24 protein-coding genes and 1 pseudogene are annotated in these 24,390 nt (G+C 67.2%); 10 read left to right on the top strand and 15 right to left on the bottom strand.

All coding sequences use genetic code 11. The annotated features are described in order from the left end of the window. Positions 1–9 precede the first annotated feature (9 nt). From rodA to OVA11_RS10955, 9 genes are all read right to left on the bottom strand, one after another. The gene (gene rodA, locus OVA11_RS10995; RefSeq protein ID WP_268067419.1) at positions 10–1,167 is read right to left on the bottom strand and encodes a rod shape-determining protein RodA; all 1,158 of its coding nucleotides are present in this window, start codon (positions 1,165–1,167) and stop codon (positions 10–12) included. Next, on the bottom strand, positions 1,164–3,182 hold the full coding sequence (gene mrdA / locus OVA11_RS10990; RefSeq protein ID WP_268067418.1) for a penicillin-binding protein 2: 2,019 nt from the start codon (positions 3,180–3,182) through the stop codon (positions 1,164–1,166). The genes rodA and mrdA overlap by 4 nt, the downstream gene beginning before the upstream one ends. Positions 3,183–3,186: 4 nt before the next feature. Then, entirely contained in the window at positions 3,187–3,702 is a 516-nt protein-coding gene (locus OVA11_RS10985; RefSeq protein WP_268067417.1) for a hypothetical protein, read from the bottom strand. Further along, positions 3,699–4,739 (bottom strand): rod shape-determining protein MreC, encoded by a 1,041-nt coding sequence (mreC, locus tag OVA11_RS10980; RefSeq protein ID WP_268067416.1) that lies wholly within the window; start codon positions 4,737–4,739, stop codon positions 3,699–3,701. The genes OVA11_RS10985 and mreC overlap by 4 nt, the downstream gene beginning before the upstream one ends. Before the next feature lie 49 nt (positions 4,740–4,788). Beyond that, positions 4,789–5,832, bottom strand: a complete 1,044-nt coding sequence (locus OVA11_RS10975) for a rod shape-determining protein (protein ID WP_010919417.1) — start codon at positions 5,830–5,832, stop codon at positions 4,789–4,791. A gap of 353 nt (positions 5,833–6,185) precedes the next feature. Continuing rightward, the gene (locus OVA11_RS10970) at positions 6,186–7,064 is read right to left on the bottom strand and encodes a DMT family transporter (RefSeq protein ID WP_268067415.1); all 879 of its coding nucleotides are present in this window, start codon (positions 7,062–7,064) and stop codon (positions 6,186–6,188) included. Positions 7,065–7,191: 127 nt separating this feature from the next. Continuing rightward, positions 7,192–8,766 carry a 2-isopropylmalate synthase gene (locus OVA11_RS10965; RefSeq protein ID WP_268067414.1) on the bottom strand — a complete coding sequence of 525 codons (1,575 nt, stop codon included), beginning with the start codon at positions 8,764–8,766 and terminating at the stop codon, positions 7,192–7,194. Positions 8,767–8,853: 87 nt separating this feature from the next. Next, a complete protein-coding gene (locus OVA11_RS10960) occupies positions 8,854–8,910 on the bottom strand; it encodes a hypothetical protein (protein ID WP_024265724.1) in 57 nt (18 codons plus the stop codon). Between the two features lie 97 nt (positions 8,911–9,007). Further along, positions 9,008–10,963 (bottom strand): alkyl/aryl-sulfatase, encoded by a 1,956-nt coding sequence (locus OVA11_RS10955; protein ID WP_268067413.1) that lies wholly within the window; start codon positions 10,961–10,963, stop codon positions 9,008–9,010. A gap of 49 nt (positions 10,964–11,012) precedes the next feature. Here OVA11_RS10955 and OVA11_RS10950 point away from each other — a divergent pair, with 49 nt between their 5' ends. Then, positions 11,013–11,687 (top strand): TetR/AcrR family transcriptional regulator, encoded by a 675-nt coding sequence (locus tag OVA11_RS10950; protein ID WP_268067412.1) that lies wholly within the window; start codon positions 11,013–11,015, stop codon positions 11,685–11,687. Here the strand turns inward: OVA11_RS10950 and OVA11_RS10945 are convergent. Beyond that, complete coding sequence (locus OVA11_RS10945; RefSeq protein WP_010919412.1) at positions 11,650–12,369, bottom strand: TVP38/TMEM64 family protein; 720 nt, start codon at positions 12,367–12,369, stop codon at positions 11,650–11,652. The genes OVA11_RS10950 and OVA11_RS10945 overlap by 38 nt on opposite strands. Positions 12,370–12,587: 218 nt before the next feature. Between OVA11_RS10945 and OVA11_RS10940 the strand changes: the two genes are divergently transcribed. Together OVA11_RS10940 and OVA11_RS10935 are read left to right on the top strand one after the other, a co-directional pair. Further along, on the top strand, positions 12,588–13,250 hold the full coding sequence (locus OVA11_RS10940) for a ParA family protein (RefSeq protein WP_268067410.1): 663 nt from the start codon (positions 12,588–12,590) through the stop codon (positions 13,248–13,250). A 10-nt stretch (positions 13,251–13,260) separates the two neighbouring features. Next, positions 13,261–13,800 carry an NADPH-dependent FMN reductase gene (locus tag OVA11_RS10935; protein WP_268067409.1) on the top strand — a complete coding sequence of 180 codons (540 nt, stop codon included), beginning with the start codon at positions 13,261–13,263 and terminating at the stop codon, positions 13,798–13,800. Here OVA11_RS10935 and OVA11_RS10930 read toward each other — a convergent pair. Then, positions 13,797–14,390, bottom strand: a complete 594-nt coding sequence (locus tag OVA11_RS10930) for a carbohydrate binding domain-containing protein (RefSeq protein WP_268067407.1) — start codon at positions 14,388–14,390, stop codon at positions 13,797–13,799. The genes OVA11_RS10935 and OVA11_RS10930 overlap by 4 nt on opposite strands. A 263-nt stretch (positions 14,391–14,653) precedes the next feature. Here OVA11_RS10930 and OVA11_RS10925 point away from each other — a divergent pair, with 263 nt between their 5' ends. Beyond that, the gene (locus tag OVA11_RS10925; protein ID WP_268067405.1) at positions 14,654–15,856 is read left to right on the top strand and encodes a pyridoxal phosphate-dependent aminotransferase; all 1,203 of its coding nucleotides are present in this window, start codon (positions 14,654–14,656) and stop codon (positions 15,854–15,856) included. Positions 15,857–15,862: 6 nt separating this feature from the next. On the opposite strand, the pseudogene OVA11_RS10920 reads toward OVA11_RS10925, so the two are convergent. Both OVA11_RS10920 and OVA11_RS10915 read right to left on the bottom strand, forming a co-directional pair. Then, positions 15,863–15,971, bottom strand: a pseudogene (locus OVA11_RS10920) (hypothetical protein); the annotation flags it as partial. 14 nt (positions 15,972–15,985) lie between these two features. Continuing rightward, positions 15,986–16,621 (bottom strand): glutathione S-transferase family protein, encoded by a 636-nt coding sequence (locus OVA11_RS10915; RefSeq protein WP_268067404.1) that lies wholly within the window; start codon positions 16,619–16,621, stop codon positions 15,986–15,988. Between the two features lie 153 nt (positions 16,622–16,774). Between OVA11_RS10915 and OVA11_RS10910 the strand changes: the two genes are divergently transcribed. Both OVA11_RS10910 and OVA11_RS10905 read left to right on the top strand, forming a co-directional pair. Beyond that, a complete protein-coding gene (locus tag OVA11_RS10910; RefSeq protein ID WP_268067402.1) occupies positions 16,775–17,359 on the top strand; it encodes a glutathione S-transferase family protein in 585 nt (194 codons plus the stop codon). Between the two features lie 82 nt (positions 17,360–17,441). Then, positions 17,442–17,618, top strand: a complete 177-nt coding sequence (locus OVA11_RS10905) for a DUF4169 family protein (protein WP_268067401.1) — start codon at positions 17,442–17,444, stop codon at positions 17,616–17,618. A 179-nt stretch (positions 17,619–17,797) separates the two neighbouring features. On the opposite strand, the gene OVA11_RS10900 is transcribed toward OVA11_RS10905, so the two are convergent. After that, positions 17,798–19,309 carry a tryptophan halogenase family protein gene (locus OVA11_RS10900; protein ID WP_268067400.1) on the bottom strand — a complete coding sequence of 504 codons (1,512 nt, stop codon included), beginning with the start codon at positions 19,307–19,309 and terminating at the stop codon, positions 17,798–17,800. Positions 19,310–19,428: 119 nt separating this feature from the next. Here OVA11_RS10900 and OVA11_RS10895 point away from each other — a divergent pair, with 119 nt between their 5' ends. Beyond that, positions 19,429–19,674, top strand: a complete 246-nt coding sequence (locus OVA11_RS10895) for a ribbon-helix-helix domain-containing protein (protein ID WP_268067399.1) — start codon at positions 19,429–19,431, stop codon at positions 19,672–19,674. Here the strand turns inward: OVA11_RS10895 and OVA11_RS10890 are convergent. Continuing rightward, a complete protein-coding gene (locus OVA11_RS10890; RefSeq protein WP_268067398.1) occupies positions 19,632–20,450 on the bottom strand; it encodes a hypothetical protein in 819 nt (272 codons plus the stop codon). The two genes, OVA11_RS10895 and OVA11_RS10890, sit on opposite strands and share 43 nt — an antisense overlap. On the opposite strand from OVA11_RS10890, the gene OVA11_RS10885 reads away from it, so the two are divergent. From OVA11_RS10885 to OVA11_RS10875, 3 genes are read left to right on the top strand one after another with little or no spacing between them, the layout of a single operon-like run. Beyond that, a complete protein-coding gene (locus OVA11_RS10885) occupies positions 20,449–21,000 on the top strand; it encodes a hypothetical protein (RefSeq protein WP_268067397.1) in 552 nt (183 codons plus the stop codon). The genes OVA11_RS10890 and OVA11_RS10885 overlap by 2 nt on opposite strands. Positions 21,001–21,050: 50 nt before the next feature. Beyond that, entirely contained in the window at positions 21,051–23,441 is a 2,391-nt protein-coding gene (locus tag OVA11_RS10880; protein WP_268067396.1) for an ATP-dependent helicase, read from the top strand. Between the two features lie 59 nt (positions 23,442–23,500). Beyond that, positions 23,501–24,367, top strand: coding sequence for a 50S ribosomal protein L11 methyltransferase (locus OVA11_RS10875; protein ID WP_268067395.1), 867 nt, complete (start codon positions 23,501–23,503; stop codon positions 24,365–24,367). Positions 24,368–24,390 lie beyond the last annotated feature (23 nt).

The following is a 24,390-nucleotide window of genomic DNA, read 5'->3' as shown; positions in this document are numbered from 1 at the left end:
CGTCGCCCATCAGACCAGCGAGCCCTTGCCGCTGGTCACTTCGGTGTAGCGGTGCACGCGGACGGCCTGGATCAGGCCAAAGCCGATCATCACCGTCAGCATGACGGTGCCGCCGTACGACAGCATCGGCATGGGCACACCCACGACCGGCGCCATGCCCATCACCATCGCGCCGTTGATCAGCACGTAGACCGCGAAGGTCGAGATCGTGCCGCCCGCGGCCAGGCGTCCGAAATGGCTGTGGCTGATCGAGGCGATGCGCAGGGCCATGAAGATCACCGCGCCGTAGAGGAACAGCACGGCGAAACAGCCGACGAAGCCGAACTCCTCGGCCAAGGTGGCGAAGATGAAGTCGGTCTGCTTTTCGGGCAGGAAGTTCAGCTGGCTTTGCGAGCCCAGGCCAAAGCCCTTGCCCAGCAGGCCGCCCGAACCGAGCGCGATCTTGGACTGCACGATCTGATAGCCTTTGCCCGACGGATCGGCCTCGGGGTTCAGGAACGTCATGACCCGATTGCGCTGATAGTCGTGCAGCACGAACATCACAAAGGGCGGGATCGCGGCCAGGAACGCGGCGACGCCCGCGAAGATGATCCGCCAGGACAGCCCCGCCAGGACTACGATCGACAGCCCGGTCGCCGCGATCAGCATGGCGGTGCCGAGGTCGGGCTGGTGGGCGACCAGGAGGACAGGCGCAGCGATCATGCCCGCCGGGATCAGCAACCGCCAGGACATCCGGGCGCTGTCGGCCGACAGGCCGTGATAGTAGCGCGCCAGGGCCAGGACGAGGCCGATCTTCATGATTTCTGAAGGCTGGAAGCGGAACCCGCCAATCGACAGCCAGCGCTGGGCGCCCAGCGATACATCGCCGGCGACCTCGACGGCGATGAGCAGCAACAGGCCCACGACATAGATCGGATAGGCGGCCATGAACCACCAGCGCAGATCACACATGGCCAGAATGACCATCATGATGAAGTAGAGGCCAAAGCGGATCAGATGCTTGGCCGCCCAAGGCTCCCAGGACGCACCGGCGATCGAGAACAGCATCAGCGCGCCCGCGCCGGCGATCAGGCACAGGAACAGACAGAAGGTCCAGTCGATCTCCATGAACTTGATGGTCGGCCGGTCACGCTCGCCGGGCCGGGAAAGGCCGCCGCTCAGGGTCATGTCTGGCCTCCCTGCGGAGTTGTGGGCGCTTCGGGCGCGGGCGGCGGCGCTTCGATCGGATCTTCCGGCGCGGCGCCTTCGATATCGGCCTCGGGAACCGCCTCCGGCAAGGGCGCCGGCCGCTCGATGCGGGCGCGGATCTCCGGATCCTTCAGCAGCGCCACGCGCATCACCTCGCGGGCGCGCGGCGCGCCGGCCGTAGCCCCGCCCAGGCCGCCGTGCTCGATGATGACCGACACAGCATAGCGGGGGTCGTCATAGGGCGCGAAGGCGACGAACAGGTTGTGGTCCTTCAGCCGCCAGCGCACGTCCTTGCTGTCTCGCGAGACGCCCTTGTCGTAGCTGCGCACCTGGGCCGTGCCGGTCTTGCCGGCCATCTGTACGTCGCCCAGGCCCAGCTGGCTGTTGCGATAGGCGGTGCCGCGCACGTCATTGGCCACGGCGGCCATGCCATTACGCACATAGGCCAGGTGCTCGGGCGAGAACGGCAGGTCCGGCACGTCCGAGCCGGCGGGACGCTCCATGTCGCCGATCGACTTGATGAGCCGGGGAACCAGCGCCTTCTTGGCGTTGGCCAGCCGGGCCGTCATCACCGCCAGCTGCAGCGCATTCACCGTCAAGGCGCCCTGCCCGATGGCGTAGCTGGGGGTTTCGCCCGGGAACCAGATCTGGTTGGCCGGATTGCGCTTGAAGGCGCGCTTCTTCCACTCGCGGTCCGGAACGATGCCCTTCTTCTGACCGGGAATGCCGATGTCGAAGGTCTGGCCAAAGCCGACGGCGCGCGCGGCGCGGGCGATGGCGTCGGGGCCGATCTTCAGCGAGATCTGGTAGAAATAGACGTCACAAGAGTTCTTGATGGCGTCGTGCATGTTCTGGGGGCCGTGGCCGCCCTTCTCCCAGCAACGCCACACCCGACCGCCATAGTACCAGCTGCCCGGGCAGTTGACCCGGACCTCGGGATCGATACCGGCGGCCAGGGCGGCCAGACCCACCGTGGGCTTAAAGGTCGAGCCGGGCGGAAACAGGCCCGTCATCGACTTGTCGAGCAGCGGCTTGCGCTCATACTCGGCCAGGGCCTTGTACTCGGGCCCGGACAGGCCCCGCACAAAGCGGTTGGCGTCGAAGCTGGGCGCGGAGGCCATGCACAGCAGGTCGCCGTTGCGGCAGTCCATCACGACGATGGCGCCGCTCTCCTCGCCCATCACCTCGAGCGCGCGGTTCTGGATGTCGGCGTCCAGGGTCAGGCGGATCGCCTTGCCGGCCACGGGCGGAATGTCGCCGGCCGGATCCAGGCGCACGACGCGTCCCACGGAGTCGACCTCAGTCTTGGTGGCGCCCGCGCGACCGCGCAGATCCTTGTCGAACGCCTTTTCGACGCCCTGTTTGCCGATCCGGAAGCCCGGATGGTGCAGCAGTTCCTGGTCCTGGGTGGTGTCGCCCTCGGCCGCCTTGAGGTCACGGTCCGAGACCTTGGCGACATAGCCGATCACGTGGGCGAAAGCGCCGCCGAACGGATAGACTCGGACCTCGCCCATGTCGGCGGTGACGTTGGGCAGTTCCGGCGCGCGGATGTTGACGCGCGAGAACTCCTCCCAAGAGAGGTCCTCCATCACCACGACCGGCGCCTTGCGCGGCGCCCGGTCCAGCTCCTTGAGGATCCGCGCCCGGCGGGTTCCGTCGATCGGAACCAGCTTGGAGAGATCGTCGAGGACCGCCTCGGCCTCCAGGCCCTTTTCCTTGTTGATCATCAGCCGGAAGTTCGGGCGGTTGGACGCCAGCGAAACGCCGTTGCGATCCATGATCAGACCGCGCGGCGGCGGCACCAGGCGGTAGTTGAACTGGTTGCCGGCGGAGAGCTTCTGGTAGCGCTGAGCCTCGACCAGCTGCAATTGCGCCAGCCGCCCGCCCAGGGTCAGTAGGCCCAGGCCTGTAAGACCGCCCAGCAGGAACGCGCGCCGGTGGAAGACACCCTGACGCTCGTTGACCTCGAAAAAGAAGATGGACGGTTCGCTCATCGCCTCACCGGAACCGCACGTCGGCGTCCTCGAAACGATCGACCAGCCGGTGAGCGAACGGGAACAGCAGCGCCGTCACCAGGAACTGCCAGAACACCGCCAGCAGGCTGGGCATGGCCAGGCTGTCGAGCATGGTGATCAGGAAGCTGGCGATCATGGCGATCGCGGTCACACCGGCGAACCAGGCCCACATCATCGGACGGCTCTGCCCCGTCATCGCGTTGCGCAGGATCAGAACCATCGCATAGGCGACCAGCAGCGACAGGCCCCAAAGGCCGCTGGGACCGCCCCAGAAGATGTCGAGGAACAGGCCAAGCACCAGCAGGGCGAACGGCGCCAGGATAGAGGGCCGGATCATGGCCCAGGCGAAGGCCGGCACCATGGCGAAGACGGGCTCGGGCAGTTGCAGACCCCAGATCCGGATCGGCGCGGCGAAAGCCATGGTGGCGCCGATGCACATCAGCATGGGCACGCCCAGCCATCGCGCCGGATTGAGAGGCCGGGCGCCGCTCATGCTCATCGGGGCGCTCCCGTCTGAGGCGGCGTGACGGTGGTAGCCGGTCGTGCGGCGGGCGCCGCCGACGGCGTGGCCGTGGCCGGCGAAGGCGTCGGCGCGAGCGGGCGCGAGACGGGATTCGACAGGATCGAGGTCTGCGGATCCTCGGTCGTCACCGGCGGCAGGGAGCGGGCCTGAAGCTGTTTTTCGTCAGCCAGTTGGGCGAAGTCCTTGAACAACAGGATCCGCACATAGTCGATCGAAGCCTGGTCGGCGAACAGCACGACGCGCCAGCGGCCATCGAGACCCTTCACCGCCGCGCCCACCGGCAGGCCGCGCGGCACCACACCGCCGTCGCCCGAGGTGACCACCCGGTCGCCCTGCTGGATCGGATCGACGCCGCGCAGGTACTCAAGCTTGGGATTGGGCCCGCCATCGCCGGTCAGGATGGCCCGCGCATTGGTGCGGTCGATCATGACCGGGGTGCGCGAGGCGATATCGGTCAGCAGCAGCACCCGGCTCACGCCGCGCGAAACGCCGACCACCCGGCCCACCAGGCCGCGCTCGTTCAGGACCGGATTGCCGACCACGATGCCGCGCTCGGAGCCCGCGTCCGCCAGACGGGTGTTGGCGAACGGACCGCGGCTGTCGCTGACCACCCGGGCCGCCGCCATCGGGATCGGCGGATCGGTCCGCAGGCCCAGGAGGCTCTTGAAGCGATCGTTCTGGTCCTGCAGCGCCAGGGCCCGGTCGCGCCACTGGCGCATCTCGGCCAGTTCGGCCTTCAGGCGCCGGTTCTCATGCGCGGTGAAGAAGTAGCTGCGGACATAGTCAAGGCCCAGGCCCGTCCAGCGCCCCGGCGCGGCGATCGCGCCGCTGACAGGGCGGGCCACGGTGTCGACGGTCTGCCGCGTAACGCCATAGGCCTGCTCCTGAAGCGTCTCGCGACGGTCGGCCAGGAGAAAGGCGACGCCGATGACTGCGGCCACGATCAGCGCGACCGCCGCCGTCCACGTCAATGGCACCTTCAGGTCGCCCAGCGGACCTTCACGAAAGCGCACTTAAGTTTCTCCCGACGCCCCCCGCGGCGCTTCTATAAGGAATACCGGCCTAGGCCAGCGTGGATTCCAGGACGCCCTTCATCCACTTGGGATGTTCCAGCACCTTGCCGCAGCCCAGGGCCACGCACGAGAGCGGATCGTCGGCCACCGTGACCGGAAGGCCGGTATGGTCGCGGATCTCGGCGTCCAGGCCGCGCAGCAGCGCGCCGCCGCCCGTCAGCATGATGCCCTTGTCGGCGATGTCGCTGGCCAGTTCCGGCGGCGTGGCCTCCAGGGCGACCTTCACCGCCTCAACGATCTGCCCGACCGGCTCGGCCAGGGCGTCGGCGGCCTGCTTTTCGCTGATGCGGACTTCGCGCGGCACGCCCTGCATCAGGTCGCGGCCCTTGACGTCGATCGACAGACCTTCGCCGTCGGCCGGCGCGCGGGCGGTGCCGATTTCCTTCTTGATGCGCTCGGCGGTCGTCTCGCCGATCAGCAGGTTATGGTGGCGACGCATGTAGCTGATGATCGCCTCGTCCATCTTGTCGCCGCCGACGCGGACGCTGCGCGAATAGACGATGCCCGACAGCGACAGCACGGCCACCTCGGTGGTGCCGCCGCCGATGTCGACGACCATCGAGCCGGTCGGCTCGTGGATCGGCAGGCCAGCGCCGATCGCGGCGGCCATCGGCTCGTCGATCAGGCCCACGCGGCGCGCGCCGGCGTTCAGGCAGCTGTCGTTGATGGCGCGGCGTTCCACGGCGGTGGCGCCCGACGGCACGCACACGATCACCTTCGGATTCACGAAGCCCTTGCGGTTGTGAACCTTGCGGATGAAGTACTTGATCATCTCTTCGGCGACTTCGAAGTCGGCGATCACGCCGTCGCGCATCGGGCGGATGGCTTCCATGTGACCCGGCGTACGACCCAGCATCTGCTTGGCCTCGATGCCCACGGCGTGGACGACCTTGCGCCCGCCCACATTGCGTAGCGCCACCACCGACGGCTCGTTCAGCACGATGCCCTTACCCTTTTGATAGATCAGGGTGTTGGCCGTTCCGAGGTCGATGGCGATGTCGTTCGAGATCACGCCGAAAAGGGAAGAGAACATTGAAAGCCCTGACTGAGGGGTAGGAGGGGCGTAACGAGCGGTCGGATCGAGGGGCAGATCGTAGAAGAAGGGCCAAATCCATCTCTGAAGACGGGGTCGGCGGAGAAGAAAAGGCTCCTACTTCAATTCAATGCGAGGACAACATGATTCCCGCATTTGGGGGATTTCGACCCGGTCCGCGCATCCAGCCGCCCGACGGGAGCGCCGCCCCCTGGCCGCGCCGTCGTCCGAGCGACGATAAACGCGCCGACGCCGCCCGTTTGCCCTGCGAAAGCGTTGATTTCAAGGTCTATTCGGCGAGCTCTTCACGGGTTTCGCGATGGGACCCGCCAAGCATCCGAAAGTGGCCAAATCTAGCCGAGCGCGGCCATGACCACGCCGACCGCCGTCACGAGACCGGCGACCACCTGCAAAGGGGTCAGGCGTTCCTTGAACAGGCGTCGTCCGGCGATGGCGGCGATCGGCATTTCGACCACGCCGACCGCCCTGACCGGCCCCACCGGCGAGAGCGTCATGGCGGTGAACCAGAGGCCAGACGCCGCCGCGCCGCAAAAGCCCGCGCCCAGGGACTGCCGCCAGGCGGCGATGACGGCCTTGAGGGCTGTGCGATCGCGCCAGGCCAGGTAGCTCGTCAGCGCGAGCGTCTGGATGGCCTGCACCACCATAACCGTCACGAAGGCCGAGGCGGCGGGATGGGCCGGCTCAAAGGCCAGACTGGCTTGCCGAAAACAGTTCGCGCTGAGCGCGAAGATCGCGCCCGATCCCAGTCCGGCCCAGACCGCGCTCTTGCGCATCACCACCTCACCGCGCGGCCAGGTCAGGATCGCAAGGCCCAGGGTCGCGATCAGCCCCCCGGCCCAGGCCACTGGGCCGACATGGTCGCCGAAGAACAGCACGCCCCAGATCAGGGCGAACGGCAGCCCGCTCTGCTGCATGGCCGTGCCCAGGGCGAAGCTCGAGCGCTGCATGGCCGTGAGCAGCGCCGCCGTCGCGGCGATCTGCAACCCCGCCCCCGCCGCGCAGGCGATCCAGAACGGCAAGGTGGCGTGCGCGGTCGCACCCGGCGTCAGCAGCCAGGCTATCGCCGCGAAGACGCTGGCGAACGGCAAACCGAACAGAAACCGCACCAGGGTCGCGCCCCATGGGCCCGCCTCGCCCATGATCGAGCGCTGGGCGGCGTTGCGCGCGACCTGAAAGGCGGCCGCCGCGACGGTGATGGGAATCCAGATCAAACGCCCCTCCCCCTTGTCAACGTGAACAGACCCCACGCTCAAAGGCGCGCGTGGGGTGTCACGGTCCTGGCGGGCCGGCAAGATTGACGGACAGGATCAACCTGTCCGTCGCAATAGCGCTTGGGGGCTAGAACCCGCTGGCGATCGCCGCCTCGGGGCGGCTCTTTTCCTTGCGGGCGAAGAGGTTGTTCAGCGCGTTGACATAGGCCTTGGCCGAGGCGGTCAGGGTGTCGGTGTCGGCGGCCGCGCCGGTGGCGATGCGGCCGTCCTCCTCCAGGCGCACCGAGACCTGGGCCTGGGCGTCGGTGCCCTCGGTCACCGCGTGCACCTGGAAGAGGCGCAGGGCGGCGCTGTGCGGCACGATCTTGTGGATGGCGTTGAACACCGCATCGACGGGACCATCGCCGGTGGCCTCGGCCGTGCTGGGGACGCCGTCGATGTCCAGGGTCAGCTCGGCCGACTGGCCGTCGGTGCCGGCCACGACGCGCAGGCGCGAGACGCGGATCTTCTCCGAACCACGGGCCAGGGCGTCGTCGACCAGGGCGACAATGTCGTCGTCGAAGACGTGCTTCTTCTTGTCGGCCAGCTCCTTGAAGCGGCCGAAGGCGTCGTTCAGCGCGTTCTGGCCCAGCTCGTAACCCAGGGCCTTCAGCTTTTCGCGGAACGCGTGGCGGCCCGAGTGCTTGCCCATAACCAGGTTCGTGGCGCCCTGCCCCACGTCTTCCGGCTTCATGATCTCGTAGGTCTCGGCGTTCTTCAGCATGCCGTCCTGGTGGATGCCGCTCTCATGGGCGAAGGCGTTCTTGCCGACGATCGCCTTGTTGAACTGCACCGGGAAGCCGGTGATGGCCGAGACATAGCGGCTGGCGCGGGTGATGTGCACCGGATCGACGTTGGTGCCGTAGGGCAGATGGTCGCCGCGCACGCGCAGGGCCATGACGATCTCTTCCAGCGCGGCGTTGCCGGCGCGCTCACCGATGCCGTTGATGGCGACCTCGACCTGACGGGCGCCGCCTTCGATGGCGGCGATCGAGTTGGCGACGGCCAGGCCCAGATCGTTGTGGCAGTGGGCCGAGAAGATCGCCTTGTCGGCGCCCGGAACGCTGGTGATCACGTCACGGAACAGCTCGCCGTACTCCGACGGATACGAGTAGCCGACGGTGTCGGGCAGGTTGATCGTGGTGGCGCCGGCCTTGATCGCCGCCTCGACGCAGCGCTTCAGGAAGTCGCGCTCGGTGCGGGTGGCGTCCTCGGCCGACCACTCGACGTCACCGACCAGGTTGCGGGCGTGGCTGACCGAGCGGGTGATCGCCTCCAGAACCGCGTCCGGCTCCATCTGCAGCTTGTACTTCATGTGTACGGGGCTGGTGGAGATGAAGGTGTGGATACGACCGCGCTTGGCGCGACGAACGGCCTCGGCGCAGCGGTCGATATCGCCGGCGGCGGCGCGGGCCAGGCCGCAGACGGTGCTCTCGGTGATCAGTTCGGCGATCTGGCGGACGGCCTCGAAGTCGCCGTTCGAGGCGATCGGGAAGCCGGCCTCGATGACGTCGACCCCCATCTCCTCGAGGATCTTGGCCAGTTCCAGCTTCTCTTCCAGCGACATGGAGGCGCCGGGCGACTGCTCGCCGTCGCGCATGGTGGTGTCAAATACGACGACGTTGTCGCGCTTGCTGATAGCGCCAGCGGGTACGGAGGTCATGGAAGTACTCGTCGAAAGGGGTGTGTCTGCGTGCGGGCTGCGGGTTCAATCATCCCCTGTGCGCCCGGCCACGACGATGCGCGGCCCCTAGAGCGCCCAGGGGCTGATAAGCCGAAGCGAAAGCAGGTCGCGCGTGACAGTCATGCCTGACTTTCTACACAGGGGGCCTGAATCGAGCAAGCAATTTGCGCCAGCCAGAACAATCGGTCACTGGCAGCGCAAATTTCTTCCCCAAAGCCAGTTAGTTCGGGCGCGTTACAATCGGGAAGTCGGAGGGGAAGGTGTCAAACCACCCCGCCAGCCGGCTCATCGCCGCGCGATCACCCTCCAGCTTGACCTCGCCCTTCAGGATCTTGGGCAATAGCGAGGTTCCGCCGAACAACGACTCCAGGAACACGGCCCGATCGACAGTCAGGGTGGCGTCCGCCCCTTCCCCGCCCTTCGAGGGCTGAGCCACCAGCACGCCGTTGCGAACCTCGACCAGGAACCGCTCGTTGCGATCGGGGAAGGCGAACACCATCCGCAGCCGCGCGTCGCCGGCCTTCTCGGCATTGAGGCGGATGGCCAGGACGTCGAAGATCATCTGGCTTTCCAGCGCGGCGATCATGTCCAGCGGCGTCATGGACGGTGGCAACTTGCGAACCCCGCCGCGCAGTTCGTCTGCGGCCGTCAGGTACATGTTCCGCCACAGCGCGTTCTCGGTCTGGTAGCCGAGCTGGTCGTAGACACCGGCCAGCAGACGCTTGGCCTCCTTGTCGCCGTCGTCGGCCATGACCGCATGGTTCAGCAAGCTGGCCGCCCAGCCATAGTCGCCCTTGGCGGCGGCCTCACCGGCCAGCGCCTTGACCTTGGCCGCGCCGCCCATGGCCGCCACATAGCGCTTGCCTGCGTCAGCCGGCGGCGCCGGGATCAGATGTGCGGGATTGGCGTCGTACCAGCCCATATAGCGCTGATAGACGGCCCGGCTGTTGAAGCTCATCGAGCCATAGTAGCCGCGATTGAACCAGTTCCTGGCCAGGGCCGGGGGCAGCTGGATCTTCGCGGCGATCTCGTCGCCGGTCATGCCGCGGTTCATCATCCGCACCGTCTGATCATGCAGATACTTGTAGGCGTCTCGGTGGTCGGCCAGGAAATCCTTGACCACCGCCCCGCCAAAGCGCGGCCAGCCATGGCTGGTGATCATGATGTCGGAGTTGTCCCCAAACAGGCGCAGCGCCTCGGTAAGCCCATCAGCCCAGGCCTTGGCGTCTCGCACCAGGGCTCCACGCGGGGTCAGGATGTTGTGCATCGAGACATTGGCGTTCTCGGCCATGTCCAGGATGCGCAGGTCCGGGAAATAGAGATTCATCTCGGCCGGGGCCTCGGTCGAGGGCGTGTACTGGAACCGCACCTTGACGCCATCCAGGGTCAGTTCCTGGCCGGTATGGTCGATGATCACCGTCGGCGGGATCAGGGTGATCGAGCCGCGGGCGATGTTCTGGCCGATGCCGGCGGTGATCTGCCCCTCGACGCCCGGCGGCAGCATGACGCCGAACTGGTACTGGGCGCGACGGCTCATGGCGTTGCCGGCCAGGATGTTCTCGGCGGCGACCTCCTCCATGAAGCCCTTGGGGGCGACGATCGGGACCTTGCCGCTCTTGACGTCGGCCTCGTCGACCACGCCGCGAACCCCGCCGAAGTGGTCGCTGTGGCTGTGGGTATAGACCACCGCCGTGACCGGCAGCTTGCCCAGCTTCTCATTGACCAGCTCGAGCGCGGCCCGGGCGGTCTCCTGCATGGTCAGGGGATCGATCACGATCCAGCCCGTGTCGCCGCGCACGAAGGTGATGTTGGAAATGTCGAAGCCGCGCACCTGATAGACGCGGTCCGACACCTGATACAGCCCGTGCTTGGACAGCAGCTGCGCCTGACGCCAGAGGCTGGGGTTCACCGTCGCCGGCCGCTCGGCCTTCAAGAAGTCGTAGGCGGCGAGGTTCCAGGCCGCCTGCCCGTCGGCGCGCCGGATGATCGGATCCGCCCGCGTGCCGAGGAACCCCTTGTCGGCAAACTCGAAGTCCTGCCGGTCGTTCAGCGGAAGGGTCTGGGCGAAGGCTTTCTGACGCTCGGCGGTGGTCGGCGAGGCCGGCTCGCCCGCCCGGGCCGCGCCCGCCGCCAGGATCAAGGCCAACACGCTGACCGCGAACATTCCTTTGCGCATCTCGCTCCCCGATATTTGAAACTTTATAGTTTCATTCTACATATCACCGATGAGCCCCATCGCGAAAGCCCCCAGCGCCAGCACTCCAAGAGGCCGCCCCGGCCAGCCCAAGCCGCGCGTCGACAAGGCCGCGCGCGGCCTGGCGGTGCTGGAAGCCGCGGTCGAGGTCTTCGCGGAAAAAGGCCTGCAGTCGGCCACGATGCAGGATGTCGCCGACCGGATGGGCGTGGCCAAGATCCTGATCTACCGGCTCTATCCGTCGCGCCAGGCCCTGATCGACGCCCTGTTCGGCGACATGCTGGCGCGTATCGAGGCCGACTCTGGTCGCCCCTGGGGCGGCTACGGGTCGAGCATCGCCCGGTTGGTCACGATGTCGCGCGCCAATCCCAAGCTCGCCCTGTTGCTGCTGCGTGACGCGCGCGGCGCGCCGGAGGCCGCCGTCTGGCGCGCCGCGCTGGAAGACCTGCTGACCCGGCTGATCGAACCCTTCGTGGCCGCACCGGCGCAGGCTTCGGACAAGGCGCGCGCCACCTGCCGCCACGCCGCGCGGACCTTCATGCCGTTCGTGATCGAAGCCTGGGCCGCCGGGATCGAGGATAGCGACGGCATGGACGACGAGACCCGCACGCGATGGTTTGGCGAGATCGTCCGGGCGTGGCGGGAGGCCACCTATGCGGCGGCGGGGCTCAGCCCTCTCCCGCTTCCCCCGCCTCACGGCGGGTAAGCCAGGCGCGGCTCAAGAGGCCCATGCCCAGCCAGATCACGATCGCCAGGGCGATCATGGCGATATGCTGCTTGCCGCCGCCCCGCATCGCCTGAACGATCGAGTTGCCGGCGAAGGCGGTCAGGGCGATCTTCGGCACGATGCCGATGGCGGTGCCGGCGGCGAAGTCGCGCAACCGCATGGGCGTGACGCCCGCGGCCATGTTGACGACGATGAACGGCGCGCTGGGCACCAGGCGCACGATCAGGCTGGCCATGAAGCCGTTCTTGCCGATCATCCGCATGAACTTGTTGACGCTCTCGCCTGCGAAATCGCGCAGGATCCGCGCGCCATAGGCTCTTCCCAGCCAGAAACCGACCAGCGACGACACCAGGGTGCCGATCCAGCTGTAGGCGAAGCCCGTCCAGGGCCCGAAGGCCACGACCGCCGCCGCGATCAGCACGAACTGCGGCACGCCCAGGAACGCCATGATCGCGAAGACGGCCACCGCCACCGGCAGCGCCCAGGGCCCGCTTGCGGCCAGCAGCCAGTGCTCGACGGTCGCCTCGCCGTTCAGGCCCAGCAGTTGCGCGCCGAACAGGAAGACCAAGCCCACGCCGCCGAACAGCACGAACGATACCGCCACCATGCGCCAGGCGCGGGCGTCCATATTGGTTATGAAGTCGATGAAACGGCGGATCACGGGCCCTCCTCGCCCAAGCGCCGTCGGGGGTCAAGCGGCGCGGCCTCGAGACCTGCAAAGGAAACGGGCGTTTTTCCGGCCGATACCGCTAAACCGCGATCCGGGGACGCCCTGATTCGCCCGTGGCGACATTTGTGTTGCGCGCCCTTCACATGACAGCGTTACTTATCCACAGGCTGCAAGGCCCGCAAACCTTGGCCTGTTAAGGAGTCGCGGACGTGAAAACCCTGGCTGTCATCTCCCGCAAGGGCGGCGCGGGCAAGACGACGCTCTCAGTCAATCTGGCGATCACGGCGCATCTGGCCGGTCTTCGCACCATGCTGGCCGACATCGACCCGCAACGCTCGGCGTCGGACGCCCTGCGAGCCCGTTTCGGCGAGGGCCCGACGCTCGCTGAAATCAACGCGGGCAAGCTCTTCTCGACCCAGGTTCAGGCCCAGAACACGGACTTCGACGCCCTGGTCATCGACACCCCCGCCTCACCGGAGTCGGACGTCCTTCAGGCCATCAACTGCGCCGATCTGTGCGTGCTGGTCTGCCGCCCCACCTTCCTGGACATCGCCTCGGTGGTCCGTTCGGCCGAAGCTGTCCGCCGTCTGGGCAAGAAGGGCTTGATCGTGCTCAGCCAGGCCCCTCCACGTCGCAACGGCGTCGAGCCGCCGGCGGTGCTGAAGGCAGCCGAGGCCCTGCGCTTCACCGGTATGCCGCTGGCGGCCGTGGGCCTGCGCGCCCGCGCCGCCTTCCAGCAATCGATCGCCCATGGTCGATCCGTCTGCGAGTGGGACCCCGGATCGCCCGCCGCCGAGGAAATCTCCCGACTTTGGGCGCTGCTCGCGCCGATTCTGCTGGGCCAAGGGGACATCCGGGTCCGGGCGGGATAGCCTGCGCCTGATGAAGATCCTGGCCATCTCCGGCAGCCTCAGGGCCGCGTCGTACAACACCGCCCTACTGCGCGCCGCGCGCGATCTCGCGCCTGAGGGCGTCGATATCGAGATCTTCCGCCTGCACGACCTGCCGTTCTTCAATGAGGACGTAGAGGCAGAGGGCGATCCGCCGCCGGTCTTGGCCTGGAAGGACGCGGTGCGGGCCGCGCCGGCGCTGCTGATCGCTTGTCCGGAGTACAACGGTGGTCTCACCGCCGCTCTGAAGAACGCCATCGACTGGGCCTCACGCGGCAAGCCCGCGCCTCTCGACGGCAAGATCGCCTGCGCCATGGGGGCCAGCCCCGGCGTCACCGGAACCGTCCGCGCTCAGGATGCGCTTCGCCTGAACCTGCGCCGGGTCGGCTGTGACCTCGCCCCGCTGTCGGACATCCTGGTCGGCCAGGCCCACACCAAGATCGAAGATGGCGTGCTGACCGACGAGCGCACCCGTCAGGCGATCGCGCGCCACCTGGCGAGTTTCGTCGAGATCGTCCGCGCGCGGGCTTAACCGCCCGTCAGCTTGCGCAGATCGTAGTCCGGCCCGAAGTTCAGCACGAACAGCGCGCCGAGCAACACCGTTTGCTTGGCCGAACCCAGGTGCAGGCCGACCGCCCCCTCGCCCGCCGGAATGTCAATCAAGGCGCGGCCGGGTACAGTGTACATCTTCCACTCGCCGCCGACCTTGATCCCGCCCTGCAGGGCGGCGTCATAGGGCGCGGCGGACTGCTGAATGCGGACAGCCGGAACGTCGGCGACGGCCGGACCGCCGTCGACGGCCTCGGCCTTGGCCCAAAAGGCCACCAGCACCACGTCGCCCTTGCTGATCTTGCCGGTCAGGGACTGCAAAGCCCCCACGCTCCACGGCTTGTCGCCGCCGACCAGCACCTCGACCTTCGTCGCCCCGCCGCCTTGAACCGTCTTGTCCTTTACCGGCGCGCTCTTCTGGCCCGAGCCGTAGACCGTCCAGGTGGCCGAAGGCTTGTTGATGGCCTTCTGCAGGATGTCGCCGTCGCTGGACTGGCGCGCCAGTCCAGGCGAAGCGGCCCCGATCGCCAGCGCCAGCGCAGCCAGCGCGATGTACAGAATCTTCCATTTCATAGGCGGCGTTCCCCCTGTCTGGCCGTCCTGCGGCCGTGCGTTCCCCCCGAGGATCGTCCGTGTTTCCCAGGATCGATCCCGCAAATGGTAGCGGTATCTTCAGTGGTCGCCTTAGGCAAGAACCCTGAGGCGGGAACTTGGTCAAAATGTCATGAACCCCGGCCTTGCCGCGTTGCACCACGGCCACCGGGGGCGTAAACACCGCCGCAATCCTGAAAACGGTCCTGTTGTTCGGACCAGGCAACCCAGGGGAGTTCTGCAAGATGTCGCTCGAGTCCGCCGCCCTGCGGCGTATCGCACCGTCGGCCACCATCGCCATCAGCGCCAAGGCGCGCGCGTTGAAAGCCGCCGGCCGTGACGTGATCGCCCTTTCAGCGGGCGAACCGGACTTCGACACGCCGGACAATATCAAGAACGCCGCGATCGAGGCGATCAAGGCCGGCAAGACCAAGTACACCGACCCCGACGGCATGCCCGAACTGAAGGCCGCGATCTGCGCCAAGTTCAAGCGCGAGAACGGCCTGGAGTACAAGCCGAGCCAGATCCACGTCGCTCCGGGCGGCAAGCCGGTGATCTACAACGCCCTGGTCGCCACCCTGAACCCGGGCGACGAGGTGATCATCCCCGCGCCGTACTGGGTGTCGTACCCCGACATGACCCTGCTGGCCGGCGGCACGCCCGTGTCGGTCGAGACCACCGCCGAGAGCGGCTTCAAGATCACCCCGGAAGCCCTGGAAGCGGCGATCACGCCGAAGACCAAGTGGCTGATCATCAACAGCCCCTCCAACCCCTCGGGCGGCGCCTACACGCGCGCCGAACTGCAGGCGATCGCCGACGTGCTGTTGCGCCACCCGCAGGTCTGGGTTCTGACCGACGATATGTACGAGCACCTGGTGTTCGACGACTTCGAGTTCACCACCATCGCCCAGGTCGAGCCCAAGCTCTATGACCGCACCCTGACGATGAACGGCGTCTCCAAGGGCTATTCGATGACCGGCTGGCGTATCGGCTACGCTGCGGGCCCCGAGCCGCTGATCAAGGCCATGGGCAAGATGATCAGCCAGACGACCTCGAACCCCTGCTCGATCTCGCAGTGGGCCGCGCTGGAGGCGCTGAACGGCACCCAGGACTTCATCAAGCCGAACGCCAAGCTGTTCCAGGAGCGCCGCGACCTCGTCGTGTCGATGCTGAACCAGGCCACCGGCCTGCACTGCCCGACCCCGGAAGGCGCGTTCTACGTCTATCCCTCGTGCGCCGGCCTGATCGGCAAGACCGCGCCGTCGGGCAAGGTCATCGAGAGCGACGAGGATTTCGCCACCGAACTGCTGGAAAGCGAAGGCGTCGCCGTCGTGCACGGCGCGGCGTTCGGCCTCTCGCCGTTCTTCCGCATCAGCTACGCCACCAGCAGCGACGTGCTGGAAGACGCCTGCTCGCGCATCCAGCGCTTCTGCGCCAGCGTGAAGTAAGCTTCAAACCCTCCCCCTCGCGGGGGAGGTGTCGGCTCGAAGAGACGACGGAGGGGGAAGAGGTCGCGCTGGCGATACTTCCCCCTCCGGCCTTCGGCCGCCTCCCCCTTTTGGGGGAGGATTTAGCGCTTACCCATCAATCCAGTCGGTCAGCCCCTCGCGGGCATGCGCCTCGCGCAGCGCCGGGCGCTGGCGGATGCGGTCCAGATAGCGCTTCAGGTTCGGCCACTCGGTCGCGGGCTTGGGCATGTTCCGGCTCCAGCGGCACAGGATCGTGACCAAGAGGTCCACGGTCGTGAAGCCCTCCCCGACCATGTAGTCGCGATCGGCCAGATGCGCGTCCAGCCGCGCCAATCCCGCCTCGATCTTGGCCCGGGCCGCGGCCTGCACGGCGTCCTGAGCCTCGCCGCCCGCCGGTTCGTGCGCATAGAACCAGGCGCGGAAGTGCGGCTGGAAGCTGTTGGCCAGCCAGAAGCTCCAGCTCAGATACTCACCCCGCGCGGGGGAACCGACGGGCGGCGCGAACCCTGCCTCCGGATGCCGTTCAGCGAGCAGGGTCGCCAGAGCGGCCATCTGGGTCAAAGCCTTGCCATCGACGATCAGGCTCGGCACCACGCCGTCCGGGTTCAGCGCCAGATACTCCGGTGCCTTGTGCTCGCCCTTGTCGAAGTCGAGCAGCTTGAGCTCGAACGGAACCCCAAGCTCCAGCAGCATCCAGTGAACCGCCGTACCGGCCGTGCTGGGCGAGCCGTAGAGTGTGTACATTTCAAACCTCCGCGCTGTCGCGGCGGATAGGCGGCTGCTTCTGGCCGACGGTCAATAAGGCCGGGCGCCATGCTGCCAAATCCGGGATCCGTGACGGCTAGCCTGCTCGGGCCCTAGGCTGGGCCTTGTACTCATTTAGACGGAAAAGCCGCCATGCTGACCCTCTTCCACGCGCCCCGCTCCCGCTCGACCCGGTTCATCTGGCTGTTGGAGGAGCTTGGCGCGCCTTATGAGATCCGCACGGTCGACATCTATCGCGCCGTCAGCAACACGGGCGCGCGTGATCCGGCCAATCCGCATCCGCACGGCCAGGTTCCGGCGCTGACGGACGACGGCGTGCTGATCACCGAGTCGACCGCGATCGCGCTCTATCTGACGGACAAGTTCCCCGCCGCGGGCCTGGGTCCGACGGTCGGCGATCCTTTGCGCGGCCCTTACCTTTCCTGGCTGGCCTACTACGCCGGGGTCCTGGAGCCCGCCGTGAACAACCTCTGGAAGCAGAGGCAGGATGACCAGGACAAGGCGCAGTATCAGGCGATGGACGACCGGTTGCGCACCACGCTGGAGGCCTCCCCCTGGCTGCTAGGAGACCGCTTCTCGGCCGCCGACATCCTGTTTGTCAGCCTGTTGCAGTTCGCGCGCCAGATGCTCCCGCCGCACCAGGTCTATGACGACTGGTTGGCGCGGGCCAATGCGCGCCCCGCCCTTGCCGGGGCCCTGGCCAAGGACGGCGGCTGACAACCGTCTCAGGCTTGCATCGCGCGCGGGTTCGTCGGATGACCGTCGGAGCCGCGAAAAGCTCAGAGATTCAGATCCCGCCATGGCCGACGTCGTCAATCTGAACCAAGCCCGGAAGGCCAAGGCCAAGGCGGTCGACAAGGCCCGGGCGGCCGAGAACCGCGTCCGCTTCGGCCGCAGCAAGGCGGAGAAATCGCTGGAAGCCGCGCGCGCGGAAAAGCTCAAGCGCGACGTCGACGGGGCCAAGCGCGAGGACTAGGGCGTAGTTTCCAATATCTGCAGCCCGGCTCAGTGTTTTCGGCGCCGCCGGCTAAAGCGAGCGGCCTCTAGAACCTTTGGCCTGAAATCGGAATCGATTTCAGACGTTAAAAAGGCTCTAAATCAGATACTTAGAGCGTGAGAATAGCCGAAACCGGTTCCCACTTTCGGCCTCACGCTCTAGGCTTCGGGCTCCGCCCATGCGCCTGCGTCTTGCAGATAGGCTTCGTGGAGCGGCAGGGCTTCGACCGATCGCCGCAACCGCCGCGCCGTCGCAGCGTACTCCGTGGCCAAGGTTGCGGAATTCACCCCGTCGTACAAAGGACTGGCGCGCCGCGGTCTAAGGCCCTGCCCGTGCATCACGGCCATCCAGGATGACGGCGAAAACAGCTCATCACTGCCGCTGACCAGGACGCCGCGCTCGGCGTAGAGAGCCACCCGCTCGGCCAGGCTGTCTGGGATCGGCATGGTCCGGACATAGTCCCAGAAGGGGTCTCCGGACAGCCGCGTGGCGTGATAGTGCAGGATGATGAAGTCACGGATCAGCTCGCCCTCGGCTTTGACGGCGGCGTTGTAGCCCGCCCGCAGGACGGGACTGAACGACCGATCCGGGAAGAACTTCAGCAAGGCCTGCAGGCCGGAGTGAACCATGTGCAGGCTGGTCGACTCCAGGGGCTCGATGAACCCGCTGGCCAGACCCAGGGCGACGACATTGGCCTTCCAGGCGGCGCGACGGCGGCCCGTCACGAACCGTAGCTTGCGCGGTTCGGCCTCCAGGGCGCCGTCCAGACCCTCCCGCAGAACCGTCTCGGCGCGGTCATCATCGGTGAAGGCGCTGGAATAGACATAGCCGTTGCCGGTGCGGTGTTGCAGCGGGATCCGCCAGCGCCAACCCGCCTCCTGGGCGGTCGACTGGGTGTACGGAGCGGCGGGACCGACCTTGGCGCACGGCGCGGCGATGGCGCGATCGACCGGCAGCCAGCGGCTCCAGTCGTCATAACCGGCGGCCAGCGCGCCCTCGATCAAGAGCCCCCGAAACCCGGAGCAGTCGATGAAAAGCTCGCCCTCGACCTCCCGACCGTCCTTCAGCCGCAAGCGTTCGACAAAGCCGTCCTCGGGCCGTTGATCGACGGCGACGACCTCGCCCTCGATCCGCCGAACGCCGCGCCCCTCGGCCAGTCGCCGCAGAAAGCGACCATAGAGCACCGCGTCGAAATGATAGGCCGACATCAGCTGTGACAGCGGCGTCGCTGGATCCGTGGCGGTCGGACCAGCCCTTCCGAGTCGGGCGGCCAGGGCGCAGACCGAATAGTCTTCCAGGCTCGCGTCGGGATCAGCCGCCATCAGGCGCAGAAAATGCTGCGGGAACACCCCCAGCGTCGGCTGGCCGCCCAGAACGCCGAAGGGATGCAGGTAGCGCTCGCCCGAACAGCCCCAGTCGACGAACTCGATGCCCAACTTCAGCGTGGCGCGGGTCGCGCGCATGAAGGCGGGTTCCTTGAGGCCGACCATGGCGTTGAACTGCCGGATCGCGGGGATGGTCGCCTCGCCCACTCCGACCACGCCGATCTCGGCGGACTCGACGACGGTGACAGCGCATCTCTTGCCCAACGCGGCGTTGAGCAGCGCCGCAGCCATCCAGCCGGCCGAGCCGCCACCCAGGATAACGATCGACTGAATCGCCTCGCCCATGAATCTCTGTCCGCCCTCCCCGAGCTTTGAGACGCTTTGTCGACGATCCGAGCGCCTTGCGCCAGCCGCTTGCGCCTCTGACGCAAGTGCGCGATGTCCGGCGCTCAGGAGATCGCCCCATGACAGGCCTTCGCAAACGCTCGGTGAATCTAGCGGGCCACGCCACCTCCCTGGCCTTGGAGCCTGAGTTCTGGGCGGCTCTGGAGGTCGCGTCGGGTCAACGCGGCCTCAGCCTGGCGGGCCTGATCCAGCGGATCGATCAGGACCGCGGCGAGCGGCCGCTGGCGTCCGCGTGCCGGGTCTTCGCTCTGGCGAACACCGGTCAGGCCGCGCCGTTCAAGCTGGATCCGCGCGCCATCGACTGACCGAAGTACATGCGCAGAAGCCCCCCCAGACCCATGCGCATCGGATCGGCCTCGCGGATCAGATGCGCGCGCACCGCCTCGGGCACGCTGCCCTCGGGGGCCAAGGGCGAGCCTTGGGCGGCGATCATCGCTTCATAGGCCTGAATGTCCGCTTCAGGATCCCCGCTGAGATCGGCGACCCGTTCGAGCAAACAGGTCGAGGCCGCCGGGGAGCCTCCGGCATCCCGCAAGCAAGCCAGGGTCACGCCATCCAGAACCTCGGCCTTCTGCCGGGCCACGCCATTGAAGATGCTGAACAGCAAGGTGCCGTGCGCGCGGTCGGCGGCGATGCTGAATAGCTGGTGCTGCAGCAGGAGCGCGCCGCCTTCGTAGCTGACGCCCTCGACGCCGGTCCGGAACGACAGGAGCCCGCTGGCCGACCGCTGGATCAGCAGATGATCATGCAGGAAACGCCCCGGCAGGTCGCTGGAGGGACGCGTCGATCGCCAGATGCCCTCATAGACCCCGCCGCGCGCCGCCGTGCCCTGCAAGGCCTCGCTCAGGATCGCCGGCGGAATCCAGTCGATCAAGGTCGCCTGCCCGCCATTGAAGGTCGTCTCCACCCCAAGGGCAGCCGCCAGTCCCTCAAGGTCGCGGTCCCAGTCAAGCATGGTGAAGCCGGGGCGCCGGCGCGCGATCAGCTCCGTCAGTCGAGCCAGATTGTGCGCCGAGGGCACGACCTTGCCACTAACCCACCGCCCGACCAACGACTTGTCGACCGCAAGATCAGCCGCCATGCGCGCCCGGCTCGTCGAGAGGGCCTTCAACGCCAGTTCAAGCTTCGGCCCAAGAGCATCCATGGACGCAGCTTGGATCAGTCACCGCCGCCCTGCAACGGGGGTGCATCTCGCCGCCGTTCCTCGCCCGTCCTTGCAACTGCGCGCGGCGCGCCCGTTCCGGCTCTTTGGAGACGGGACGATTTGGCGTTTCGACGCCGACGCAAGAGGACAAGCGATGAAGACCCCTTCCATGCTAACCGCGCTCTCGGCGACCTGCATTCTACTGGTCGCCGTTGGCGCTCCGGCTTTCGCGAAGCCGAGCTACATGAAGTATGATGGCGTCAAAGGTGAAGCCAAAGCCGGCAAGCCTGGGGCCCATGGCGCGCGCCCGAACGTTGCAGTCGGTGATGTGAATGGCGATGGTCGCGCCAATGGCAAGCACCTCAAGAACGCCAAGCTGACACCCCGCAAGCAAGGTACGGAAGCTTCGGCGCAGAAGTCCGTCAAGGCGCCGCCCCCCAGGCCCCAAGAAGGACTACTGCTTCCAGCCGTCCAGAAGGCGCGCTAGCCGAGTATCGCAACCGTCGAACGGTTGGCGGGCGAGCGGATGTGCTCCATATGTTCTGGATGTCCGACTCGCCCGTTCCTTCTCCCCGCATCTCAGATTTGGCTCGCGCCCAGCCCCCGGGCGCGGCCCAGCCCGGCTATCTGGACGGCCTGAACCCCGAGCAGCGCGAGGCGGTCGAGACCACCGAGGGTCCGCTGCTCGTTTTGGCCGGCGCCGGCACGGGCAAGACCCGGGTGCTGACCACGCGCCTGGCCCACATCCTGGCCACCGGCCGCGCCCGTCCCTGGGAGCTGCTGGCCGTCACCTTCACCAACAAGGCCGCGCGCGAGATGCGCGAGCGGATCACCCACATCATCGGCCCCGAAGCCGAGGGTCTGCGGTGGCTGGGCACCTTCCACTCGGTGGCCGCCCAGATCCTGCGCCGTCACGCCGAACTGATCGGGCTGAAGTCCAACTACACGATCATCGACACCGACGACAACGAGCGGCTGCTCAAGCAGCTGATCGAGGCCGAGAACATCGACGCCAAGCGGTGGACGCCCCGCATCCTGTCGCAGATCATCGACGGCTGGAAGAACCGCGGCTGGACGCCCGACCGCGTCCCGACGTCCGAGGCTGGCGAGTTCGCCAACGGCAAGGGCATCAGCCTCTATCGCCAGTATCAGGAACGTCTGCGCATCCTGAACGCCTGCGACTTCGGCGACCTTTTGCTGCATAATATCAGCCTGTTCACCGGCCATCCTGACGTGCTGGACGAGTTCCAGCAGCGCTTCAAATACGTGATGGTCGACGAGTACCAGGACACCAACGTCGCCCAGTATCTGTGGCTGCGCCTGTTGGCCCAGGGCCGCCAGAACGTCTGCTGCGTCGGCGACGACGACCAGTCGATCTATGGCTGGCGCGGGGCCGAAGTGGACAACATCCTGCGGTTCGAGCGCGACTTCCCGGGCGCGAAGGTCGTGCGCCTGGAGTGCAACTACCGCTCGACCGAGCACATCCTGGCCGCCGCCTCGGGCCTGATCACCGCCAATAGGGGACGCCTCGGCAAGACGTTGTGGACCCCGTCGAAGGGCGGCGAGAAGGTCAAGGTCAGCGGCGTCTGGGACGGCGAGGCCGAGAGCCGCCTGATCGCCGACGAGATCGAGCGCGCCAAGAAGGCCGGCCGCAAGTACAGCCAGATGGCCATCCTGGTCCGCGCCAGCTTCCAGATGCGCGCGTTCGAAGAGCGCTTCGTGTTGTTGCAGATCCCCTACAAGGTGGTCGGCGGCCCGCGCTTCTTCGAACGGGCCGAGATCCGCGACGCCCACGCCTATCTGCGGCTGATCCAGTCGCCGGACGATGATCTGGCCTTTGAGCGGATCGTCAACACGCCCAAGCGCGGCATCGGCGACACCAGCGTGCAGAAGCTGCTGCAAATCGCGCGGCTGGAAGGGATTTCCACCGTCGACGCCGCCCGGGCGATCATCGCCAGCGATGAGCTTCCGGCCCGCACGCGCACGGCGCTCAGCAACTTCATCCGCGACCTCGACCGCTGGCGCTCGCTGGTCGGAACGCTGCATCACCAGCGCCTGCTCGAGACCGTACTCGAGGAAAGCGGCTACACCGACGCCCTGCGGCTGGATAAGGGCCCCACCAGCCAGACGCGGCTCGAGAACCTGAAGGAACTGGTCCAGTCGATGGGGTCGTTCGACACCCTCGAAGCCTATCTGGAGCACGTGTCGCTGGTCATGGACCTGGATCGCGAGGCCACCGGCGACGCGGTCTGGATCATGACCCTGCACTCGGCCAAGGGCCTGGAGTTCCCGCTGGTCTTCCTGCCCGGCTGGGAAGAAGGCGTGTTCCCCAGTCAGCGCAGCATGGACGACAAGGGCGAGAAGGGCCTCGAGGAAGAACGGCGCCTGGCCTATGTCGGCATCACCCGCGCCCGCGAGGAGGCCCGGATCAGCTTCGTGGCCAACCGGCAGGTCTATGGCCGCTGGACCAGCCAGCTGCCCAGCCGCTTCGTCGACGAACTGCCGATCGCTCACGTCGATGCGGCCTCCGAGACCGGCTACTATGGCGGCGGCCCAGGCATGCAGTCGACGGCGGCGTCGCGATGGGACGATCCGGGCACCTCGGCCTTCCAGGCGGGCAGCTACGACAGCCCCGGCTGGAAGCGGGCGCAGGAACGCACCTCGGGCTTCGCCGAGCGCGGCGGATCCTGGCGCGGCGCCCAGGGCGTCCGGTCGGGCTCTTCCGCTCGTTCAGCGCCGATCGAGGGCGAAGGCCGGCTGGTCGCCGTCTCGGCCCCGACCAACAGCGCCTATTCCCGCGGCGACCGGGTGTTCCACGTCAAGTTCGGCTACGGCAAGGTCACGGGGATCGAAGGTAACAAGCTAACCGTCGCCTTCGACAAGGCCGGCGAGAAGAAGGTCATCGACAGCTTCGTCGAGAAGGCGTGACGCTGACATCGTCGGCCAATGGGCTCGCTTTTCGCGCCCGTTGGAGCTAACAGGCGCCCATGACCGACTATACGCCCCAGCAGATCGTCGCCCGTGGCGCGCGCCTCGAGGCCGAGACCGCCGCCGACGCCATCGACAACCATCCCGGCCTGGAAGGCGCCACCTACTCGATCCTGGAAGAGGACGAGGACAAGGGCGTCTGGCGCATCGACGCCTTCCCCACCACGGAGGAAGAGGACGAGAGCCTTATGGCGCTGCTGGGCGAGTACGACCTGAAGGTCTCGCGCGACACCCTGGCCGACGCCGACTGGCTGGCCATGGCGCTGTCGGGCCTGCCGCCGGTGCGCGCCGGCCGCTTCTTCGTCTACGGCATGCACGATCGCGGCCGCCTGCCGGCCAGCACCGTCAACCTGCGGATCGAGGCCGGCGCGGCGTTCGGCACAGGTCACCACGGCACCACTGTCGGCTGCCTGCAGGCCTATGACCGCCTGATCAAGGCGCGTAAGTTCAATAAGGTGCTCGACGTCGGGGCCGGCACGGGCCTCTTGGCCATCGCAGCGGCCCGCACCGGCGCCAAGCTGGCGGTCGGCACCGACATCGACAAGCCCAGCGTGCGGATCTCCAAGGAGAACGCCCAGGTCAACAAGGCCAACGCCCGCTTCGTCCACGCCTCGGGCCTGGGCCACCGCCTGGTCGCCGAGAACGCGCCCTATGATCTGGTCTTCGCCAACATCCTGGCCCGTCCGCTGATCAGCCTGGCGCAGGACATCAAGCGCGCCCTGGTTCCCGGCGGCACGGTCATCCTGTCGGGCCTGCTGCGCACCCAGGAACGGATGGTCAAGGCCGCCTACCTGTCACGCGGCTTCAAGGTGGTGACCCGCATCCACCGCGACGCCTGGGCGACGCTGGTGCTGCAGCGGCCGTAACGCGTTGAAACACAATCCTCCCC

This window comes from Caulobacter sp. SL161 (assembly GCF_026672375.1).
In the GTDB taxonomy this organism is placed as follows: domain Bacteria; phylum Pseudomonadota; class Alphaproteobacteria; order Caulobacterales; family Caulobacteraceae; genus Caulobacter.
Note: the sequence above shows the minus strand (reverse complement) of the source record. Positions and strands in the feature narration are given on the sequence as shown.

Bases quoted from the DNA above. Each gene is read 5' to 3' on its own strand.
- rodA (WP_268067419.1), bottom strand. From the start codon at position 1,167: ATGACCCTGAGCGGCGGCCTTTCCCGGCCCGGCGAGCGTGACCGGCCG.
- mrdA (WP_268067418.1), bottom strand. From the start codon at position 3,182: ATGAGCGAACCGTCCATCTTCTTTTTCGAGGTCAACGAGCGTCAGGGT.
- OVA11_RS10985 (WP_268067417.1), bottom strand. From the start codon at position 3,702: ATGAGCATGAGCGGCGCCCGGCCTCTCAATCCGGCGCGATGGCTGGGC.
- OVA11_RS10975 (WP_010919417.1), bottom strand. From the start codon at position 5,832: ATGTTCTCTTCCCTTTTCGGCGTGATCTCGAACGACATCGCCATCGAC.
- OVA11_RS10965 (WP_268067414.1), bottom strand. From the start codon at position 8,766: ATGACCTCCGTACCCGCTGGCGCTATCAGCAAGCGCGACAACGTCGTC.
- OVA11_RS10955 (WP_268067413.1), bottom strand. From the start codon at position 10,963: ATGCGCAAAGGAATGTTCGCGGTCAGCGTGTTGGCCTTGATCCTGGCG.
- OVA11_RS10950 (WP_268067412.1), top strand. From the start codon at position 11,013: ATGAGCCCCATCGCGAAAGCCCCCAGCGCCAGCACTCCAAGAGGCCGC.
- OVA11_RS10935 (WP_268067409.1), top strand. From the start codon at position 13,261: ATGAAGATCCTGGCCATCTCCGGCAGCCTCAGGGCCGCGTCGTACAAC.
- OVA11_RS10930 (WP_268067407.1), bottom strand. From the start codon at position 14,390: ATGAAATGGAAGATTCTGTACATCGCGCTGGCTGCGCTGGCGCTGGCG.
- OVA11_RS10925 (WP_268067405.1), top strand. From the start codon at position 14,654: ATGTCGCTCGAGTCCGCCGCCCTGCGGCGTATCGCACCGTCGGCCACC.
- OVA11_RS10915 (WP_268067404.1), bottom strand. From the start codon at position 16,621: ATGTACACACTCTACGGCTCGCCCAGCACGGCCGGTACGGCGGTTCAC.
- OVA11_RS10910 (WP_268067402.1), top strand. From the start codon at position 16,775: ATGCTGACCCTCTTCCACGCGCCCCGCTCCCGCTCGACCCGGTTCATC.
- OVA11_RS10905 (WP_268067401.1), top strand. From the start codon at position 17,442: ATGGCCGACGTCGTCAATCTGAACCAAGCCCGGAAGGCCAAGGCCAAG.
- OVA11_RS10900 (WP_268067400.1), bottom strand. From the start codon at position 19,309: ATGGGCGAGGCGATTCAGTCGATCGTTATCCTGGGTGGCGGCTCGGCC.
- OVA11_RS10895 (WP_268067399.1), top strand. From the start codon at position 19,429: ATGACAGGCCTTCGCAAACGCTCGGTGAATCTAGCGGGCCACGCCACC.
- OVA11_RS10885 (WP_268067397.1), top strand. From the start codon at position 20,449: ATGCGCGCCCGGCTCGTCGAGAGGGCCTTCAACGCCAGTTCAAGCTTC.
- OVA11_RS10890 (WP_268067398.1), bottom strand. From the start codon at position 20,450: ATGGCGGCTGATCTTGCGGTCGACAAGTCGTTGGTCGGGCGGTGGGTT.
- OVA11_RS10880 (WP_268067396.1), top strand. From the start codon at position 21,051: ATGTTCTGGATGTCCGACTCGCCCGTTCCTTCTCCCCGCATCTCAGAT.
- OVA11_RS10875 (WP_268067395.1), top strand. From the start codon at position 23,501: ATGACCGACTATACGCCCCAGCAGATCGTCGCCCGTGGCGCGCGCCTC.